Below are 18,535 nucleotides of genomic sequence, written 5' to 3'. Positions count from 1 at the left end.
CCTGCACCTCGTTCGATTGCCGCGGCGCGAGCCGTAGCGCCGTCGACAGACACATTCCTTTTAGCTGCCTTGCGCGTGCTTATTTCAGCGGCTCACTTCAATTGATACGCCGGGTCCATCAGCAATGCCTCCAGATACGCACTCGCCGTCGAACCGGTTTCGATCGCATCGACCGGCGTGAGCGGCAGGACCGCATGCTGCCACTGCAACTCGGTCGACAACCCCGGCCTGGCCGTCGGCGCGGTGCTGTAGTGCGCGAGCCATGTCCCGATGTCGAAGCGTACGCCACCTTTGCCGCTTTGAGCGGCGCGCGCCATCGCGCGCTGCAGCGCGGGAGCCGGCTCCATCTCGGGCATCGTGCCGCTCGCGGCGATCCCCGTGGCCGTGGGATTGGTCATACGCCGCGGGCCGGCGGCCTCGGTCGCGCGGAACAGTTGCTCGACGAATTGCTTGCGGGCAAGCAGCGTGGAACTGTTGATCCATGTCGTGCCGCCCGGCCATCCTTTGACGTTCGGCGGATAGAACAGGTTCTCGCCGAGCGTGCGGATTTGCGAGGCGAACGGCGCCGTGTTGTCGTAGCCGATGTCGAACGCGCGCAGCGTGCCGACCACGAACTCCGCCGGCGACTTCACGAGGACACCGCGATCGCCGTCGTCCCAGAACGCCTCGCTCAGAAAGACTCCGCGCAGCGCGACCTTGATATCGTAGTGGCTCGCGCGGAACCGCGCCGCGATCGGTTCGACGCGCGACGGGTCCGGCGTGTCCGAGACAAATTCGCGCCACAGTTTGGCGGTCACGAAGGTGGCCGTTTCCGGCCGCGCGAGCAGGATATCGAGCACCTGATCGCCGTCGAATGGCCCTGTCTCGCCGAGCACGGTCTTCTCGCCGTCGTCGTGCTGGTTGGCGCGCCACACGTAGGCCTGCGTGTCCGGATCGAGACTCCAGCCCGTATAGGCGCGCGCGGCCTCCGACACGTCACGCTGCGTGTAGTGTCCTTCGCCCAGCGTGAACAGCTCCATCACTTCACGGGCGAAATTTTCGTTGGGCTTGCCCTTGCGATTGCTTGCGCCGTCGAGGTATTGCAGCATCGCCGGATCCTTCGCGACGTCGTGCAATAACTCGCCGAAGTTGCCGAGCGCGTCGCGCCGCAATAGCATGTTCTGCTGCGCCATCTGCTGCGGATAGGGCACCTTGTCCTGACCCGAGGTGAAGTGGTTATGCCAGAACAGCGTCATGCGCTCGGTGAGCGGCGACGGCGTGGTCAACATCTCGCGCACCCACCATGAGCGTAATAATTCGTAACGCTGCGCGCGCAGTCGCTGCTCCTCGCGACGTTGATCGTCGGTCCACGCCTTCTTCGTCTCGCGAGTCGGAACCGGTTCGAGAACCCAGTCGGCTAGCGGCGTGACCGCCTCGGTCCGCGCGATCGCGAGTACTTTATCGACGGCCTGCGCTCGCGTGAGTCCAACGTATTGCGCGAGTTCGGCGCTGTCCGGCGCGAAGCCGACGCGCGTCAGGAAGAAGCGCGCGTCGTCGGCATCGAGGATGCTTTGTTCATGCTGCGAAGTGGCCTGCTCGTCGGCGCCTGGCAGAGCGTGCCTGATGTGTGGAAGACGAGTCGCGCCAGGCTGCACCGCGGCCGCCGGCCCGCCCAGTGCCACCACCGCCAGGGCAATCGCCGACGCTACAAACTTGCGGCCACAACTACCACGCGCGTGCAATTTCATCATCGGTCATCGAGGTTGCCGCGATGTCATGGAGAGGCGTTGCGTGCGCACTGCATACATCGCGCGCTTCGTTCTGACGACTCACCGGCAGATTGAACGGGGAAGTGGACAGGGAAAGTGCAACGAATTCTTTCACGCAGGGAAGAAACGTGAACCGCGTGCCGAGGGCTGGCACGATAATAGCTACCGTTTGTAGAGTTCGCGGACAGCATCTTCGATGTGCTGCCGTAACAGGCGCCGTTCGTCGGGCGTCATATGACCGTCGCGACGACGTTGATCGAGATCGGGGGGAACTGCGGTGCGCAACATGACGTCTGATGCGGGATGGTCGGTGCTCGGGTCGTGGCGGTTGGCCTTGCCCTGCCTGGGCGCGCGCTGGCTCATGGCTCTGTCGGCGGAAGGCTGGGCATGGGCGAGCGTTGGTCCTAGTGAGCCTGCCAGCGTACCGGCTACCGCCAGTGCAATCACGCTTAGGCGCACATTCGGCCAAACCCCTCCCTTCATGTTGTTCCCTTCGTGGCGCGGCAACCGGCTACCTCAAATGCGTATACACAAACCCGGTAACGAGCCGGGTGCGAGAGTTTTAGTCGTGTGAAGTATCCACCGAACAGCCGCATTCAGTAAAGGAGTCTACCTGCCCCCGCTTTACGTCGTGCCACAGTGCGGGTAAATTTTGTAACTGACTGTAACCCGTTAAATGATGCAAACGCGCACCCCTTTCTAATCGCGCTAAGATGCCGACCATGGAAACCAAAAACCCTTCGAAAATCCTCGTCGTCGATGACGATCCACGCCTGCGCGATCTGCTGCGCCGCTACCTTGGTGAACAGGGCTTCAACGTCTATGTCGCCGAGAACGCGCCGTCCATGAACAAGCTCTGGGTGCGTGAGCGCTTCGATCTGCTGGTGCTCGATCTCATGCTGCCGGGCGAAGACGGCCTGTCGATCTGCCGCCGCCTGCGTGGCAGCAACGACCGTACGCCGATCATCATGCTGACGGCCAAGGGTGAAGACGTCGACCGGATCGTCGGCCTGGAAATGGGCGCCGACGACTATCTGCCCAAGCCGTTCAACCCGCGCGAGCTGGTTGCGCGCATCCACGCGGTGCTGCGCCGCCAGTCGCCGTCGGAGTTGCCGGGCGCGCCGTCCGAAACCACCGAGGTATTCGAGTTCGGCGAGTTCGCGCTGAATCTCGCCACCCGCACGCTCACCAAGGCCGGCCAGGAAATTCCGCTGACCACGGGCGAGTTCTCGGTGCTCAAGGTGTTCGCGCGTCATCCGCGCCAGCCGCTGTCGCGTGAAAAGCTGATGGAGCTCGCACGCGGCCGTGAGTACGAAGTGTTCGACCGCAGTCTGGACGTGCAGATTTCGCGTCTGCGCAAGCTGATCGAACCCGATCCGGGTAGCCCGCGTTTCATCCAGACCGTCTGGGGTCTGGGCTACGTGTTCATCCCCGACGGTGCAGCCTGAGTTTGTTCTCACCTCCAGTTTTTGATTTCAGATAAGAAGGGCCCATGCGGATCGACCGGCGCCTCCTGACGCTCGCGTTCGGCGGCCTTTTCTGGCGGACCTTTCTGTTGATCGCGCTGTTGATCGCAGTCAGTCTCGCCGCGTGGTTCCAGAGCTTCCGGGTGATCGAACGCGAGCCACGCGCGCAGCGCGTGGCGCTGCAGCTCGTCGCTATCGTCAAGCTCACGCGCACCGCGCTCCTCTATTCCGATCCCGATCTGCGGCGCGCCCTGCTGCAGGATCTGGAAAGCAATGAAGGGGTGCGCGTGTACCCGCGCGAAACCACCGACAAGTACAAGCTCCAGCCCGACGAGTCGCTGAACCGGCTGATCGAACACGACATTCGCGGCCGGCTCGGCGACGACACCGTGATTGCCCAGAGCGTGAACGACATCCCCGGCGTGTGGATCAGCTTCAAGATCGACGACGACGACTACTGGGTCGCGCTCGACCGCGATCAGCTCGACAACGCCACCGGTTTGCAATGGGCCGGCTGGGGCGTGTTCGCGCTGGCGCTGTCGCTGTTCGGCGCGGCCTTCATCACGAGTCTGGTGAACCGTCCGTTCGCGCGCCTCGCCATGGCCGCGCGCAAGGTCGGCTCCGGGCAGTCGCCCGAACCGCTGCCCGAGCGCGGCATGGGCGTGGCCGCGGAAACCAATCGCAGTTTCAACCAGATGGTGCAGGACCTCGAACAGCTCGAGGCCGACCGCGCGCTGATGCTTGCCGGCATCTCGCACGACTTGCGCACCCCGCTCGCGCGTCTGCGGCTCGAAACCGAGATGAGCCCGTCGGACCAGGCCACCAAAGACGCGATGGTCGACGACATCGAGCAGATGGACATGATCATCGGCCGGTTCCTCGATTACGCGCGCCCGGTGCAGCGAGTGCCGGAGCCTGTCGACCTGTCCGTGATCGCGGGCGAGTTGGCCGCGCGCATGCAGAGCGAAGACAGCATGCGCCTGATCACGCGGCTCGCGCCGTCGGCGGTGATCGAGGCCGACGAAACCGACATGCGCCGGGTGGTCGGCAATCTGCTCGAAAACGCGCGCAAATATGGCTTGAGCGACGGCGACGGCATTCCGCACGTGATTCTGGAAACGCGTGTGTCGCACTCGCGGGTCGAGCTCTCGGTGGTCGACGAAGGGCCCGGCATTCCGGAAGACCAGTTATCGCTCGTCACACGGCCGTTCTACCGTGTGAATTCGGCGCGCACTCAGGCGAACGGCACGGGCCTTGGCATGGCCATCGTTCAACGCCTCGTGGGCCGTTATCGCGGCGCGCTGCGCTTGCGCAATCGCACGCCTGGACCGGGTCTCGAAGTCACCATCGAATTTCCGCTGGCCAAGGGCGCCTAACGGAACGGGCATCGCCCGACAGAGGCAAATGCAGATAACGTGTAACGCGTTCGTTGCGACGAGTTAGTCGCTTCAGACATGCTGTTTTTCGACGCACGAAGGAGCACTCGCATGAAAACGGTCGGCGATAAAGTTGAAGCATTCACCGTCACGGCGGCGAAGCCGGGCTTCAACCTTCATGAAGAGAACGGCATTTCGGCATTCGAAGAGATCACGGAGCAGTCGTTTCCGGGCAAATGGAAGATCATCTACTTCTACCCGAAGGATTTCTCGTGCGTGTGTCCGACGGAGATCGTCGAGTTCGGCAAGCTGGTCAGGGATTTCGAGGAACGTGACGCAGTGTTGATGGGCGGCAGCGTCGACAACGAATTCGTGAAGCTGGCATGGCGCCGCGAGAACAAGGACCTGAACAGGCTGAACCACTATTCCTTCGGCGACGTGAAGGGCGAGTTGATCGATCAGCTTGGCGTGCGTGACCAGGAAGCGGGTGTCGCGCTGCGCGCCACCTTCATCATCGATCCGGACAACACGATCCAGCATGTGTCGGTGAACAACCTGAACGTGGGCCGCAATCCGGAAGAAGTGCTGCGGATTCTGGACGGCCTGCAAACGGACGAGCTGTGCGCTTGCAACCGCCCAATCGGCGGCGCCACGCTCTGAGTCGTGCCGGTGAAAAGGCCGCCGCGCTTTTGAATGCGCGCGGCGCGACCGGACTGCCGTTGCTGCGCGCGCCCTGTAAAACCAGGCTCAGTTCTTGATCAACAGAACTGCGGCCTGAGCTTCAATGCCCTCGCCTCGGCCGAGATAGCCGAGCTTTTCGTTGGTCTTGGCTTTGACGTTGACGCGCTCGAGCGGCAGACCGAGATCGGCGGCGATATTGGCGCGCATGCCTTCGATATGCGGCGCCAGTTTCGGCGCCTGCGCAACCACGCTGCTATCCACGTTGGCGATGGAAAATCCCGCCGCTTTCACGCGCGCGAAACATTCACGCAGCAGCACGCGGCTGTCCGCGCCGGCAAACTTCGCGTCGGTGTCGGAAAAATGCCGGCCGATATCGCCCATCGCGGCGGCGCCGAAAATGGCATCGGTAATGGCGTGCAGCAGCACGTCCGCATCCGAATGGCCGAGCAGACCGCGCTCATAAGGAATCGTCACGCCGCCGATAATCAACGGGCGTCCCGGCACCAGCGCATGCACGTCATACCCTTGCCCAATTCTGAAATCCATATGCGTCAAGTCCTCAAGCCCGCTAGTTAAAATTGAAATCGTCCAGTCAGGACGCAGCCGCCGGCCGGCTCAGAATCGCCTCGGCCAGATCGAAGTCTTCCGGATACGTCACCTTGAAGTTGCGCAAGCTGCCCTGCACCAGCTTCGGCGCGTGGCCCAGCCATTCGATCGCGCTCGCTTCGTCGGTCAGGTCGTGACCGTCGGCCTGCGCGCGCAGGATCGCCTCGCGCAGCATACCGATGCGGAACATCTGCGGCGTCTGCGCCTGCCACAAGCCGTCGCGCGCCTCGGTGCGGGCGATCCGGCCGTCCGAAGACGTCGCGTCGATCCGCTTCAGCGTGTCCGCCACGGGCAAGGCCATGATGCCGCCCACGGGGTCGTCCTTCAGCGCGCCGACCAACGTGCGGATCAGCGCGGGCGTGATGCCGGGGCGGGCCGCGTCGTGCACCAGCACCCAGTCGTCGTCACGCGCGCCGAACTCGACGAGCGCATGCAGACCGTTGAGCACCGACGCCTGGCGCGAGGCCCCGCCGCTGCGGCGCACCGCGAAACGCAAGCCGCCGAAGCGGCGGCCGTCGAAATGAGCGTCGTCCGGAGCGATCACGACGAGGGTTTGCGCAAACTCGCTGCAGGCGTCGAATGCCGCCAGCGAGTAATGCAACATGTCGCGGCCGGCAACAGTGCGATATTGTTTGGGCATCGCGGCACCGGAACGGCTGCCGGTGCCAGCGCACGGAATCAGGGCAAATAGACGGGAAGTCACGAGTGCGGATGCCGCGAAGTCAAAGTAAAGGATGGATTTTATAATAGGTCCTTCGCATCCACGCCCCGACGCGCGTAAACTTGCCGGTCACGTGTGAGCCTGAGGCCGCTTTTTCTCTTCTATGCCAGACATCGCCGCATCATCGCAGTACTCCCCGCCCGTCGCGCTCGTCAAGGCCGGCCAGCGTTTCGCCTTCGACGGCACGCACGGCTCGTCCGACGCGCTGCTGATCGCCCGCTACCATCTCGCCTATCGCGAGAAGGTGCCGCTGCTCGCGGTGGTGTGCGAAAGCGCCGTCGATGCGCAGCGTCTCGCGCAGGAAATCGGCTTTTTCGCGCCCGAGGCGCGCGTGCGTCTGCTGCCGGACTGGGAAACGCTCCCTTACGACACCTTTTCGCCGCATCAGGATCTGGTCTCGGAGCGTCTCGCCACGCTGCACGATCTCGGCGAAGGCCGCTGCGACATCCTGCTGGTGCCCGCCACGACGGCGTTGTACCGGATGCCGCCCGCCTCGTTCCTGGCGGCTTACACGTTCTCCTTCTCGCAAGGTCAGCGGCTCGACGAAGCCAAACTCAAGGCGCAGTTGACGCTGGCCGGCTACGAACACGTGAGCCAGGTGGTGCGTCCGGGCGAATACTGTGTGCGCGGCTCGCTGCTCGATCTCTATCCGATGGGCTCGCCCTTGCCCTACCGGATCGACCTGTTCGACGATCAGGTCGACTCGATCCGCGCGTTCGACCCGGATACGCAGCGCAGCCTCTACCCGGTGAAAGACGTTCGCCTGCTGCCCGGCCGCGAGTTTCCGTTCGATGAAGCCGCCCGCACCGCCTTCCGCAGCCGCTGGCGCGAGACCTTCGAGGGCGACCCGAGCCGCGCGTCGATCTACAAGGACATCGGCAACGGCGTGCCGTCGGCGGGGATCGAATACTACCTGCCGCTGTTCTTCGAAGACACGGCCACGCTGTTCCATTACCTGCCCGAAGGCGCGCAACTGGCGTTCGTCGGCGATCTCGAAGCGGCGATCCGGCGCTTTACCAACGACACGAAGCAGCGCTACAACTTCCTCTCGCACGACCGCGACCGGCCAATTCTGGAACCGCAGCGTCTGTTCCTGTCGGACGAGGATTTCTTCACGCTGGCCAAGCCGTTCGCGCGGCTCTCATTGCCTGCGAACGCCGGCGGCGGCTGGTCGACGCCATTGCCGAATCTCGCGATCGACCGTCATGCGGAAGATCCGGTTTCGGCCTTGCGCGCCTATCTCGACACCACGCCGAATCGCGTACTGTTCGCCACCGAATCGGCGGGCCGGCGCGAAACGCTGCTGCAATTGCTCGCCGACAATCATCTGCGGCCGGTATCGAGCGACAGCTTCCAGGACTGGCTGACGAGCGACGAGCGCTTTTCGTTGGGCGTTGCGCCGCTCGCCAACGGCTTTGCGGTGCCGGTCGACGGCATCGCGATCATCACGGAGACCGAGCTGTATGGTCCGCTCGCGCGGCGCGCGGGGCGCCGCCGTCAGGAACAGGCGAGCAACGTCGATTCGATGGTGCGCGATCTGTCCGAACTCAAGGTGGGCGATCCGGTCGTGCATTCGCAGCACGGCATCGGCCGCTATATGGGGCTCGTCACCATGGATCTCGGCGAGGGCGAGACCGAGTTCCTGCACCTCGAATACGCGGGCGATAGCAAGTTGTACGTTCCTGTCGCCCAGCTACACGTGATCTCGCGCTACAGCGGCGCCGATCCGGAAAGCGCGCCGCTGCATTCGCTCGGCTCCGGCCAGTGGGAAAAGGCCAAGCGCAAGGCCGCGCAACAGATCCGCGATACCGCGGCCGAACTGCTGAATCTCTACGCACGCCGCGCAGCACGTGAAGGCCACGCGTTCGCGCTCGAACCGAAAGACTATGTGAAGTTCGCGGAGAGCTTCGGCTTCGAGGAAACGCCGGACCAGGCCGCGGCGATCGCTGCCGTGATCGGCGACATGACGAGCGGCAAGCCGATGGATCGCCTCGTGTGCGGCGATGTCGGCTTCGGCAAGACCGAAGTGGCATTGCGCGCGGCGTTCATCGCGGTGATGGGCGGCAAACAGGTCGCGCTGCTCTCGCCCACTACGCTGCTCGCCGAGCAGCACACGCAGACTTTCAGCGACCGCTTCTCCGACTGGCCGGTGCGGATCGCCGAACTGTCGCGCTTCAAATCCACCAAGGAAGTCAGCGCGGCAATCCAGCAGATCAACGAAGGCACGGTCGATATCGTGATCGGCACGCACAAGTTGCTCTCGTCCGACGTGCAATTCAAGCGGCTGGGACTGGTGGTCATCGACGAGGAACACCGTTTTGGCGTGCGTCAGAAAGAGGCCTTGAAGGCCTTGCGTGCCGAAGTGGACGTGCTCACGCTCACCGCCACGCCGATTCCGCGTACGCTCGGCATGGCGCTCGAAGGCCTGCGCGATTTCTCCGTGATCGCCACCGCGCCGCAGAAGCGCCTCGCGATCAAAACCTTCGTGCGTCGCGAGGAAGACAGCGTGATTCGCGAAGCCATGCTGCGCGAGTTGAAGCGCGGCGGCCAGGTCTACTTCCTGCACAACGAAGTCGAGACGATCGAGAATCGCCGGCAGATGCTCGAAGCGTTGGTGCCTGAAGCGCGCATCGCGGTCGCGCACGGCCAGATGCACGAACGCGAACTCGAACGCGTGATGCGCGACTTCGTCGCGCAGCGCGCCAACGTGTTGTTGTGCACGACGATTATCGAAACCGGCATCGACGTGCCGAGCGCCAATACCATCCTGATTCATCGCGCGGACAAGTTCGGTCTCGCGCAATTGCACCAGTTGCGTGGCCGGGTGGGCCGTTCGCATCACCAGGCGTATTCGTATCTGCTCGTTCACGATCCGCAAGGGCTGACCAAACAGGCGCAACGCCGGCTGGAGGCGATCCAGCAGATGGAGGAACTCGGTTCGGGCTTCTATCTGGCTATGCACGACCTCGAGATTCGCGGCACGGGCGAAGTGCTCGGCGATAAACAATCCGGCGAGATTCACGAGATCGGCTTCCAGCTCTACACCGACATGCTGAACGACGCGGTGAAGGCATTGAAGGAAGGCAAGGAGCCGGACCTCACCGCGCCGCTCGCCGCGACCACCGAGATCAACCTGCATGCGCCGGCGATTCTCCCCGCCGACTATTGCGGCGATGTGCAGGAGCGTCTGTCGCTCTACAAGCGGCTGGCTAATTGCGAGCACAACGATTCGATCGACAGCATTCAGGAAGAACTGATCGACCGCTTCGGCAAGCTGCCGCCGCAAGCGCATGCGCTGGTGGAGACGCATCGTCTGCGGCTGGCGGCCAAACCGCTCGGCATTTCGAAGATCGATGCCGGCGAAGCGGTGATCGGCTTGCAGTTCATCCCCAACCCGCCGATCGACGCGATGCGGATCATCGAGATGGTGCAGAAACACAAGCACATCAAGCTCGCGGGTCAGGACAAGCTGCGTATCGAAACGCGCAGCCCCGATCTGGCGGTGCGTGTCGCCACGGTCAAGGAAACCTTGCGCGCGCTGGGCACGCCGAGCCGCGGCACCGCGGCGAGCGCAGCCGCGCGATGAGTTCGTGCGATATGTGGCAGCGGCAGCGCTAGCGGCAGCGCTAGCGCTAGCGCAGCGTCGAAAACCGGGGTACGTCTAGCGTTTTTCCCATTCATGCTGCGGTGCGCAAACACGCACCGCAGCATACGGGCGTCTTTTTTTTGGGTATGATCGAAAGACTCAAATGCCGGAGTCTTGTCATGTCTCATGTCGCTGAAACAGCGCAGTCCACGCCGCAGTCCACCCCGTCTACGCCCGTTTCGCTCCCGTGGGTCACCCGCCTCGTGTCGATGGACACGGTCAGCCGCAATCCGAATCTCGGTCTGATCGAAACGGTGCGCGACGAATTGCGTGCGGTTGGCGTCGAGGCCACGCTCACGCACGACGCAAGCGGCAAATGGGCCAATCTGTTCGCGACGATTCCCGCGCACAACGGCGAAACGAACGGCGGCGTGGTGCTGTCGGGCCATACCGACGTGGTGCCCGTTGACGGCCAGCAATGGGACAGCGATCCGTTCAAACCGGAAATTCGCGGCGACAAGCTGTACGGCCGCGGCACCTGCGACATGAAAGGTTTCATTGGCGCGGCGCTGACGCTTGTGCCGGAAATGCAGCGCACCAAACTCGCCAAGCCGATTCACCTTGCGCTCTCCTTCGACGAGGAAGTGGGCTGCGCCGGCGCGCCGCTCCTGATCGCCGACCTGATGAAACGCGGCGTGAAGCCGGACGGCTGCATCGTCGGCGAGCCGACCAGCATGCGGCCGATCGTGGCGCACAAAGGCATCAATGCCTACCAGTGCTGCGTGCGCGGCCAGGCGGCGCATTCGTCGCTGACGCCAAAGGGTTTGAACGCGATCGAATACGCCGCGCGGCTGATCTGCTATATCCGCGATATGGCCGATCAATTCCGCGAGCAAGGTCCGTTCGACGAACTGTACGACGTGCCCTTCACCACCGCGCAAACCAGCACGATCGTCGGCGGCAACGCGATCAATACCGTGCCGGCCGAATGCAAGTTCCAGTTCGAATTCCGCAACCTGCCCACGCTCGATCCCGAGCCGATCTTCGCGCGCATCGATCAATACGCACGCGAAACGCTGCTGCCGAAAATGTTGCGCGAGCATCCATCGGCGGCAATCGAGATCACGAAGATCGCCGCGGCGCCGGGTCTCGATTCGTCTGAACAAGCCGCCATCACGCAACTGGTGCGCGCGTTGACCGCCGATCAGGACAAACGCAAGGTGGCCTACGGCACGGAAGCCGGCCTGTTCTCGCTGGCGGGCATTCCAAGCATTGTTTGCGGACCCGGCAACATCGAGCAGGCGCACAAGCCCAACGAATTCGTCGCGCTGGATCAGTTGGTGGCGTGCGAGCGTTTCCTGCACAAATTCATTCACAGCATGTCGGTCGACGCGCACGCGCACTGAAACCGACGCACGTAGAAAGAGTCTTACCCATACCGAGCCACGCACGCCCACGCCATGTCCACCGCCACGCCGCAACACACCGACCACACGATCGACGGCGAGCCGATCCCCACGCTCGACGACATCGCCGCACAGCACTTTGCGTTGACGCCGTGGGTGGCGCGAACGCCGGTGTTCGACCGGGCGGACTTTCCGTCGCTCGAAGGCACGGTGGTGAATTTCAAGTTCGAGTTGTTGCAGGCGGGCGGTAGCTTCAAGGCGCGTGGTGCGTTCACCAACCTGCTCGCACTCGACGAAGCACAGCGCAGCGCAGGCGTCACGTGCGTGTCGGGCGGCAATCATGCGGTGGCGGTCGCGTATGCGGCCATGCGCCTCGGCATCAGCGCCAAGGTCGTGCTGTTTCACGCGGCCAATCCGGCGCGCGTGGCGCTGTGCCGGCAATACCGCGCCGAAATCGTGTTCGCGCAGGACATTGCCGAGGCATTTGAACTGGTGCGCCGGATCGAGGCCGAAGAAGGCCGCTATTTCGTGCATCCGTTCAACGGCTATCGCACGGTGCTGGGTTCGGCCACGCTCGGCTACGAGTGGGCCACGCAAACACCGGATCTCGAAGCGGTCATCGTGCCGATCGGCGGCGGCGGCCTCGCGGCGGGTGTGGCAACCGCCATGCGCCTGGCGAATCCGAACGTGCATGTGTATGGCGTGGAACCCGAAGGCGCGGATGTCATGGGCAAGAGTTTCGCCGCCAATCACACAGTCAAGATGCGCCAGATGCACGGCATTGCCGACTCGCTCATGTCGCCGCACACCGAGGAATACAGCTACGAATTGTGCCGGCGGCATATCGATCAGCTCGTCACGGTATCGGATGACCAATTGCGTGCGGCCATGCTGACCTTGTTCGGACAACTGAAGCTCGCCGTCGAGCCGGCCTGCGCCGCGGCGACCGCCGGTTTGCTCGGCCCGTTGCGCGAACAGCTGCAAGGCAAACGCGTGGGCGTACTGTTGTGCGGCACTAATACAGACCCAGTCACATTTGCCGCGCATATAGAACGCGCACGGCATAGCGAGTCACTGTTTCCGCAATAAGAAACAATCCTTGCCGTCCTGGCCAAAAGACTAGCCTATCCTTCTCAGGTTGGTATCATTCGAATATCGACTTCTGGGAGGAACCTCTATGAGCATGGTCAAGGAATTCAAGGAATTTGCCCTCAAGGGCAACGTGATGGATCTGGCAGTCGGTGTGATCATCGGCGGCGCGTTCTCCACCATCGTCAATTCAATTGTTAAAGACCTGATCATGCCGGTTGTCGGGCTCGCCACCGGCGGCCTCGATTTCTCCAATAAGTTCGTTCGCCTCGGTCCCATTCCGCCCACCTTCAAGGGCAGCCCCGAGTCGTATAAAGACTTGCAAACGGCGGGCGTTGCCGTATTCGGTTATGGCTCGTTCATCACCGTGCTGATCAACTTCGTGATTCTCGCGTTCATCATTTTCCTGATGGTCAAGTTCATCAACAATTTGCGTAAGCCGGCCGAAGCCGCGCCGGCGGAACCGCCGCCGACGCCGGAAGACGTGCTGCTGCTGCGTGAAATCCGCGATTCGTTGAAGAACTCACCGCGTTAAATAGTCCGGCGCGTCAGCCGGAGTCAGTCATAAGCAAAAGGCCTGTTGCGATCCCGATCGCAACAGGCCTTTTGCCTTCTCCGCGCCAATGCCGGCGGCCTCGACGCTCACGCGTCCCGCTGCTCCTTCTGAGTCACCGCGACCTCGATCATCGTTTCGAGCTGACTGAAATTGACCGGCTTGGTCAAATGCGAGGTGAAACCGGCGCTCAGGCAGCGACGCACGTCTTCGTCGGTGCCGAAGCCGGTCAATGCGACCGCGGGCGCGTCCGAGTGCTCGCGGAACGCTTTGATGAAGTCGAGACCGGTACCGTCGGGCAATCCTACGTCGCTGACGATCAGATCGAAGGCCTGCGATTGCGTGGCGGCCAACGCGTCGTCGACCCGGCCCACGGTCGTGACTTCATGGCCGAGGCTGCGAATCAGTTGCTCCATGACTTCCGCGGTGTCCACATGGTCTTCGATCAGCAGGATGTTCAGCAGACCGCCCGAATGCACTTCGTCGGGCACCACGACCGGCGAAGTCCCCTGTGGCGCCGCGGCCGTCGGCAAGGTAATCGCGAAGGTCGCGCCGCAGTGCGCGCCCGGGCTTTGCGCGGTCACCGTGCCGCCGTGCACGTCGGTCAACGCCTTCGTGATCGCGAGACCGAGGCCGAGGCCGCCGAACTGCTGTGTCATGTTCTGGTTGCCTTGCTCGAACGCGTTGAAGAGTTTGCCGATCTGGCCCGGCTCGATGCCGATCCCCGTATCTTCGACCGAGATCTGCACGTGCATGCGTTCGTCGCGCGTGCGCACGTAAATATGGCCGCCGTCCGGCGTGAACTTGGCGGCGTTGCGAATCAGGTTCCATAGCATCTGCTGCAGCCGCGCGCGATCGGCCAGCACGTAATGATGCTGCGCGTCTTTATGGACGTGCACGTCCTGCTGCTTGACCTGAATCTCGCTGCGAAACAGTTCGAGCACGCTGTCTATCACGTCGTGCACGTCGACGGTTTCCAGCGACAGCCGCAGCTTGCCGTTCGCCACGCGCGTGAGATCGAGCAGGTCGTCGATCAGCCGCGCTTCGAGTTCGACGTTGCGACGGATCATGCGCACGCTCGCTCGCGCCTGATCCGGCAGACCCGGAATCATTTCCAGCACGCTGGCGCCGGCCAGCACCGGCGTGAGCGGCGTGCGCAATTCGTGCGACAGCATGGCCAGAAAGCGGTCTTTGGCGCGATTGGCTTCTTCGGCGGTCTGGCGGGCGGCCTGCTCCGAGGCCAGCAGCCGTTCGCGCTCCTCGGCCGCCTCGCGCTGGGAATGAATGTCCGTGCAACTGCCGAACCATTTGCTGACGTTGCCCTCGGCGTCGCGCATCGCCACCACGCGCAAGTCGAACCAACGATATTCGCCGTCGTTACGGCGAATCCGCAACTCGTGCCGGTAGTCGCCGGCGTTGCCCGACACCGTTTTGAGCCAGCTTCGGCGAATCTCTTCGCGGTCGTCCGGATGCACGGCGTCGAGCCAGGCGAGACCGTACGAACAGCTTTCAGCGACGCCCGTGTAGTCGTACCACTGCTTGGACAGAAAATCGCAGTCGCCCGTGGCGTTGCAGGTCATGACAAGGTGCGGCAACGCCTCCGACAAGGTGCGGTAATGCTGCTCGCGATCGCGCAGCAGCAAGGCTTCGTCCGAGGCGCGCTGCAGGCGCACTTGCGAGAGCACCCGTTCGACGGCTTCGGGCAGGTAATCGAGATAATCGCCGGATTTCGGCACGACGTCGGACACGCCCGCACGCAGCGCTTCGATGACACGCGATTCGTCGGTAAAGCCGGTCACGAGGATGGCGGGAATCCGCACGCCTTCCGCGCGCAGACGGCGAAAGAAGTCCAGCCCGGTCTCCGGCCCGCTCAGCTGGTAGTCGAGCACCAGCAAGTCGAGGCCGCCTGCCGCGAGCCGTTCACGGGCCGCTTCGACGCCGGCGCAGATCGCGACCCGGCAGCCGGCGCGCTCGAGCGACTTGCGCGCGAGCCGCAGGATGCCTTCGTCGTCATCGACGACCAGCACGTAGGCGGCGGGCGGCGTGGACACTTCTTCGGTCATGCGGAGTCTTCTCTGGCTAGGGTCAACAAGTGGTCTATCTTGTCACGAGCGTCTTTCGGTCGGCTTCATGCGAACCTTCCATCACGGCGCCGCGAGACGATACCCTGAAGGCAGCTTGACCACCTGCAGGAAAAAACCGAGGCGGCGCACGGCTTCGATAAACGCATCGTATTCGACCGGCTTGGTGATGTAGACATTGCAGCCGAGTTCGTAGCAACGCGCGATTTCGCGCGGGTCGTCTGTCGTGGTCAGGACGATCACCGGCACGGCGGCCGTCTGCGGCGATTCTTTCAGACGCCGCAAGACTTCGAAGCCGTCCACCCGCGGCATTTTCAGATCGAGCAGCACGACGAAATTCATCAAATCTTCACGCGCGGGTACAGCGCTGTTAGCGGGATCGGCCGGGGAACTTGCGGCGTCGGCCGTTGACGGCGCCGGCCCGAAGAAATAATCGAGCGCCTGCTGGCCGTCGCGAAAGCGCACGAAACCGTTCGAAATGCCGGCACGGCGCAGATTGCGCTCGACCAGCGTGGCGTGGCCGTCGTCGTCTTCGATCAGTACGATGCTGACCGTTTCCCCGTGATTCATATGCTCTCCGTGCTCAACGATGGGTTGATGCCCGCCGCTTGTGATTATCCGCGCCGCCGCCCTCTTTGCCTGCTCAAGTTCAAAGACGCGCGGGCTGTTCCGGCAACACCACGAAAAACGTCGACCCCGCGCCCTCCGCCGACTCGACCCACACCCGGCCTCCATGCCGTTCCACCGTGCGACGCACGACCGCGAGACCGATGCCGTCGCCGTTCGCGGCGTCGCCGTGCAGGCGCTGAAACGCCCGGAACACTTTCGACATATACGCGGCCGGAATGCCGAGGCCGTTGTCGCGCACATAATACGTGCGCATGCGGATCGCGCGCGGCTCGCCCGCCTCGGCCGGCTCGACCGGTTCGGGTTCCAGCGCGCCGACTTCGATGCGCCCGTTGCGCGCCGGGTCGAGATAATTCAGCGCGTTGCCGATCAGATTGCTGAAAATCTGCTCGATCGCGCCGGGGTCGCCCCATGCGGGCGGCAGATCGCGCACGGTCACCACCGCGCCATGCTGCCCGATCGCACCCTGGAGCGCGTCGACCACCCGGCCCACCACGCGCCCGACGCTCACACGCTGCCACTGGTATTCGAGCCGGCCCGCGCGTGAAATACGCAGCAGTGCGTCGATGATCGACGCGGCCCGCGTCACTGCCGTGCGCAAATATTGCAAGGACTCGCGCATCTCGCCATCGAGAATATGCGCCATGCGTCGATGTTCGGCTGGCGGCAATTTTGCCGCCTCGACGATGCTGTCCAGTTCGTCGCACGAGACCTGCAGTTCCTTCGAGAAGCCTTGCAGATTCACCAACGGCGAGCGCAGATCGTGCGACACGCTGTAGATGAACATTTCATTATCTTGCGTCTCCTGACGCAGTTCCTCGTTGACGCCCGCCAGTTCCCGCGCGCGCGCTTCGAGCCGCGTCTTGAGCATGGCCTGCTCGGCTTCCGCCGCACGCAGGCGCGCGCCCGTCTGATGCAGCACGGTGTCGAGCGCGGCAATTTCGTCCTTACCCGACAGCGCCGGCGCCAGCGTGCGCCCGCTGCCCAAACGCTCGGCGTTCTCGGTCAGCACTTCCAGTCGCCGGCCGATGCTGCGCGCAAAGGCCACCGCGGTGGCGGCCCAGATCAGCATCGAGCCCAGCACGGCGCCGATCAGCGCGTATTGCTGACGGTCACGGCGCCGCGCGAGCGCGACCGAGCGTTCAGCGTCGAGCCGCGACGCCTCGTCGCCGAACGCCGCGAGTTCATCGCGAAACACGGCGATCTGCTGTGGCAACGCGCCAGTCTCCAGCGCCGCAAACGACGTCGGACGACGCCCTTCGCGCAGCACCTGCGAGATCGCGACGGTTTGTGTGCGATACGCGTCGATTGCCCGCTGCATTTTGTGCACGCGCTCGACCTGTTGAGGCGTGCCGGCGACCAGCACCTCGAGATTCGACAGCCGGTCGCCCAGATCGACCCACACGGTATGGCGGTCGATCAGCGACGCGTCGCCGATCACCATGCCCGTGCGAACCCGCGCCGCCTGACGCAGCAGCGGATCGACGATGGCCGATGACTGATAGAGAATCTGCTTGCTGTTGGTGACCCACTGCGCGGCCTGCGCTGTCTGCTCCTGAGTATCGAAGACGACCCCAAGAAGCGCCAGCTCGACCGCGCTCGGCACGGCAATCAGCAGCAGACCCTTGGTGAATAGTTTCATGTTCGCCCGAAGGGTCGCAAAGGGTCGCTCAAGCGGTCGATCAAGCCGCGGCGGTGCGCGTGACCGGCCACGCAGCGCCGCGCCGGCGGGACATTGCGGTGTGATATCGGCGAGCTCGGTGTAGGGCAGCCGGACGGGCCATTATCGACGTGAATTCGAGATATTTCAACGTACCGGCAAGATGCGCCGCCCCACACAAAAATGACTTTTTTATTGGTATGAGATGATTTTTCGACGCCACGTGCGTCTATGATGGAAACAGGTGGACTGGGAAGCGAAAGCGCGCGGCGAGGCGGTTCGGCATGATTCGTGCGGGAGGCGGTGCGGCGGCGTTGTCGTCGAATCACCGTGAATCCGACCTTGTCGTATGCTATAAAAGATCGACGTGCGGCGCGCGAAGCCGGGAGTGGTCGCATGAGGACGCTGCGTTTCTTGCAATTCTTTTTCAGGCGAATTTTTATGTCCTTCCCGAAAAAGCGTAGACGCGCGAAGGTGGACGGCGATGAGTCGTTCCTCGCGGTACTACGGCATTTCAAGCCGTTCGGTCAGCTCGACACCAAGATTGCACGCGCTCGCGCGCAAGACGAGCCGGTCCTTTATGCGCACGTGCTGCCGGGACTCGATGTACTCCTGTGCAGTGTGCGTGGCGCACAACCGCCCTATCCGGCACCCGCAGAGTTACGGCGCCGTTGCATCGAGTCCATTACGAATGCGCTGGAGCAGCCGCTCGACGGTCTCGAGAACGGCGGCTACTGGTATGAGGCCGACGGCTTCGGCTTTCTGGTGTTTGCCAGCCGCGCTCGTGCCAGGATCCTGACGGAATTCGGCGCGACTCGCGTCGGCGGTGCACGTCGCGGGGTGCGTCGTCAGGATGCTGCTGGAGACGCCGCGCCGCGCTCGCTCAGGTAAACCGCTCAGGTAGACCTCAGGTAGACCTTTAGCTTTACGGCTGC

General features: G+C 63.4%; 15 protein-coding genes. 8 read left to right on the top strand and 7 right to left on the bottom strand.

The window, feature by feature from the left end:
* Nucleotides 1–92 precede the first annotated feature (92 nt).
* Both B0G82_RS15595 and B0G82_RS15590 read right to left on the bottom strand, forming a co-directional pair.
* Nucleotides 93–1,730, bottom strand: a complete 1,638-nt coding sequence (locus B0G82_RS15595; protein WP_121307873.1) for a DUF1800 domain-containing protein — start codon at nucleotides 1,728–1,730, stop codon at nucleotides 93–95.
* 180 nt (nucleotides 1,731–1,910) lie between these two features.
* The gene (locus B0G82_RS15590; RefSeq protein ID WP_106283503.1) at nucleotides 1,911–2,231 is read right to left on the bottom strand and encodes a hypothetical protein; all 321 of its coding nucleotides are present in this window, start codon (nucleotides 2,229–2,231) and stop codon (nucleotides 1,911–1,913) included.
* 239 nt (nucleotides 2,232–2,470) lie between these two features.
* On the opposite strand from B0G82_RS15590, the gene ompR reads away from it, so the two are divergent.
* The 3 genes from ompR to B0G82_RS15575 all read left to right on the top strand — a co-directional run bounded on the left by ompR (nucleotide 2,471) and on the right by B0G82_RS15575 (nucleotide 5,250).
* Nucleotides 2,471–3,196: a two-component system response regulator OmpR gene (gene ompR / locus B0G82_RS15585; RefSeq protein ID WP_033379433.1), complete on the top strand. Its 726-nt coding sequence runs from the start codon at nucleotides 2,471–2,473 to the stop codon at nucleotides 3,194–3,196.
* A gap of 44 nt (nucleotides 3,197–3,240) precedes the next feature.
* Nucleotides 3,241–4,590 (top strand): ATP-binding protein, encoded by a 1,350-nt coding sequence (locus B0G82_RS15580; protein WP_028196599.1) that lies wholly within the window; start codon nucleotides 3,241–3,243, stop codon nucleotides 4,588–4,590.
* 111 nt (nucleotides 4,591–4,701) lie between these two features.
* Entirely contained in the window at nucleotides 4,702–5,250 is a 549-nt protein-coding gene (locus B0G82_RS15575) for a peroxiredoxin (protein ID WP_121307872.1), read from the top strand.
* Between the two features lie 87 nt (nucleotides 5,251–5,337).
* Here B0G82_RS15575 and ispF read toward each other — a convergent pair whose 3' ends face one another.
* Both ispF and ispD read right to left on the bottom strand, forming a co-directional pair.
* Nucleotides 5,338–5,817 carry a 2-C-methyl-D-erythritol 2,4-cyclodiphosphate synthase gene (gene ispF / locus B0G82_RS15570; RefSeq protein ID WP_116141200.1) on the bottom strand — a complete coding sequence of 160 codons (480 nt, stop codon included), beginning with the start codon at nucleotides 5,815–5,817 and terminating at the stop codon, nucleotides 5,338–5,340.
* Nucleotides 5,818–5,863: 46 nt separating this feature from the next.
* The gene (gene ispD, locus B0G82_RS15565; protein WP_121307871.1) at nucleotides 5,864–6,580 is read right to left on the bottom strand and encodes a 2-C-methyl-D-erythritol 4-phosphate cytidylyltransferase; all 717 of its coding nucleotides are present in this window, start codon (nucleotides 6,578–6,580) and stop codon (nucleotides 5,864–5,866) included.
* 121 nt (nucleotides 6,581–6,701) lie between these two features.
* Here ispD and mfd point away from each other — a divergent pair, with 121 nt between their 5' ends.
* The 4 genes from mfd to mscL all read left to right on the top strand — a co-directional run bounded on the left by mfd (nucleotide 6,702) and on the right by mscL (nucleotide 13,214).
* Nucleotides 6,702–10,184, top strand: a complete 3,483-nt coding sequence (gene mfd / locus B0G82_RS15560; RefSeq protein WP_116116877.1) for a transcription-repair coupling factor — start codon at nucleotides 6,702–6,704, stop codon at nucleotides 10,182–10,184.
* A gap of 179 nt (nucleotides 10,185–10,363) precedes the next feature.
* Nucleotides 10,364–11,590, top strand: coding sequence for an acetylornithine deacetylase (gene argE, locus B0G82_RS15555; RefSeq protein ID WP_116141194.1), 1,227 nt, complete (start codon nucleotides 10,364–10,366; stop codon nucleotides 11,588–11,590).
* Between the two features lie 54 nt (nucleotides 11,591–11,644).
* Nucleotides 11,645–12,679, top strand: a complete 1,035-nt coding sequence (locus B0G82_RS15550; RefSeq protein ID WP_116141192.1) for a threonine/serine dehydratase — start codon at nucleotides 11,645–11,647, stop codon at nucleotides 12,677–12,679.
* 88 nt (nucleotides 12,680–12,767) lie between these two features.
* Nucleotides 12,768–13,214 carry a large conductance mechanosensitive channel protein MscL gene (gene mscL, locus B0G82_RS15545; protein WP_106283509.1) on the top strand — a complete coding sequence of 149 codons (447 nt, stop codon included), beginning with the start codon at nucleotides 12,768–12,770 and terminating at the stop codon, nucleotides 13,212–13,214.
* A gap of 107 nt (nucleotides 13,215–13,321) precedes the next feature.
* Here the strand turns inward: mscL and B0G82_RS15540 are convergent, their stop codons facing one another.
* The 3 genes from B0G82_RS15540 to B0G82_RS15530 form a co-directional block, all read right to left on the bottom strand.
* The gene (locus tag B0G82_RS15540; protein ID WP_116141190.1) at nucleotides 13,322–15,295 is read right to left on the bottom strand and encodes a response regulator; all 1,974 of its coding nucleotides are present in this window, start codon (nucleotides 15,293–15,295) and stop codon (nucleotides 13,322–13,324) included.
* A gap of 81 nt (nucleotides 15,296–15,376) precedes the next feature.
* Nucleotides 15,377–15,883, bottom strand: coding sequence for a response regulator (locus B0G82_RS15535; RefSeq protein WP_116141188.1), 507 nt, complete (start codon nucleotides 15,881–15,883; stop codon nucleotides 15,377–15,379).
* A 79-nt stretch (nucleotides 15,884–15,962) separates the two neighbouring features.
* Complete coding sequence (locus B0G82_RS15530; protein ID WP_121307870.1) at nucleotides 15,963–17,582, bottom strand: ATP-binding protein; 1,620 nt, start codon at nucleotides 17,580–17,582, stop codon at nucleotides 15,963–15,965.
* 414 nt (nucleotides 17,583–17,996) lie between these two features.
* Between B0G82_RS15530 and B0G82_RS15525 the strand changes: the two genes are divergently transcribed.
* The gene (locus B0G82_RS15525) at nucleotides 17,997–18,491 is read left to right on the top strand and encodes a hypothetical protein (RefSeq protein WP_106283513.1); all 495 of its coding nucleotides are present in this window, start codon (nucleotides 17,997–17,999) and stop codon (nucleotides 18,489–18,491) included.
* Nucleotides 18,492–18,535 lie beyond the last annotated feature (44 nt).

The sequence above is a fragment of the Paraburkholderia sp. BL17N1 genome, from assembly GCF_003634175.1.
In the GTDB taxonomy this organism is placed as follows: Bacteria; Pseudomonadota; Gammaproteobacteria; order Burkholderiales; family Burkholderiaceae; genus Paraburkholderia.
The sequence above is the reverse complement of the archived record's forward strand: the minus strand, read 5'-3'. Positions and strand labels throughout refer to the sequence as shown.

Excerpts from the sequence above, each read along its gene's own strand:
- B0G82_RS15595 (WP_121307873.1), bottom strand. The coding sequence starts at position 1,730 with ATGATGAAATTGCACGCGCGTGGTAGTTGTGGCCGCAAGTTTGTAGCG.
- B0G82_RS15590 (WP_106283503.1), bottom strand. The coding sequence starts at position 2,231 with ATGAAGGGAGGGGTTTGGCCGAATGTGCGCCTAAGCGTGATTGCACTG.
- ompR (WP_033379433.1), top strand. The coding sequence starts at position 2,471 with ATGGAAACCAAAAACCCTTCGAAAATCCTCGTCGTCGATGACGATCCA.
- B0G82_RS15580 (WP_028196599.1), top strand. The coding sequence starts at position 3,241 with ATGCGGATCGACCGGCGCCTCCTGACGCTCGCGTTCGGCGGCCTTTTC.
- B0G82_RS15575 (WP_121307872.1), top strand. The coding sequence starts at position 4,702 with ATGAAAACGGTCGGCGATAAAGTTGAAGCATTCACCGTCACGGCGGCG.
- ispF (WP_116141200.1), bottom strand. The coding sequence starts at position 5,817 with ATGGATTTCAGAATTGGGCAAGGGTATGACGTGCATGCGCTGGTGCCG.
- mfd (WP_116116877.1), top strand. The coding sequence starts at position 6,702 with ATGCCAGACATCGCCGCATCATCGCAGTACTCCCCGCCCGTCGCGCTC.
- argE (WP_116141194.1), top strand. The coding sequence starts at position 10,364 with ATGTCTCATGTCGCTGAAACAGCGCAGTCCACGCCGCAGTCCACCCCG.
- B0G82_RS15550 (WP_116141192.1), top strand. The coding sequence starts at position 11,645 with ATGTCCACCGCCACGCCGCAACACACCGACCACACGATCGACGGCGAG.
- mscL (WP_106283509.1), top strand. The coding sequence starts at position 12,768 with ATGAGCATGGTCAAGGAATTCAAGGAATTTGCCCTCAAGGGCAACGTG.
- B0G82_RS15540 (WP_116141190.1), bottom strand. The coding sequence starts at position 15,295 with ATGACCGAAGAAGTGTCCACGCCGCCCGCCGCCTACGTGCTGGTCGTC.
- B0G82_RS15535 (WP_116141188.1), bottom strand. The coding sequence starts at position 15,883 with ATGAATCACGGGGAAACGGTCAGCATCGTACTGATCGAAGACGACGAC.
- B0G82_RS15530 (WP_121307870.1), bottom strand. The coding sequence starts at position 17,582 with ATGAAACTATTCACCAAGGGTCTGCTGCTGATTGCCGTGCCGAGCGCG.
- B0G82_RS15525 (WP_106283513.1), top strand. The coding sequence starts at position 17,997 with ATGAGGACGCTGCGTTTCTTGCAATTCTTTTTCAGGCGAATTTTTATG.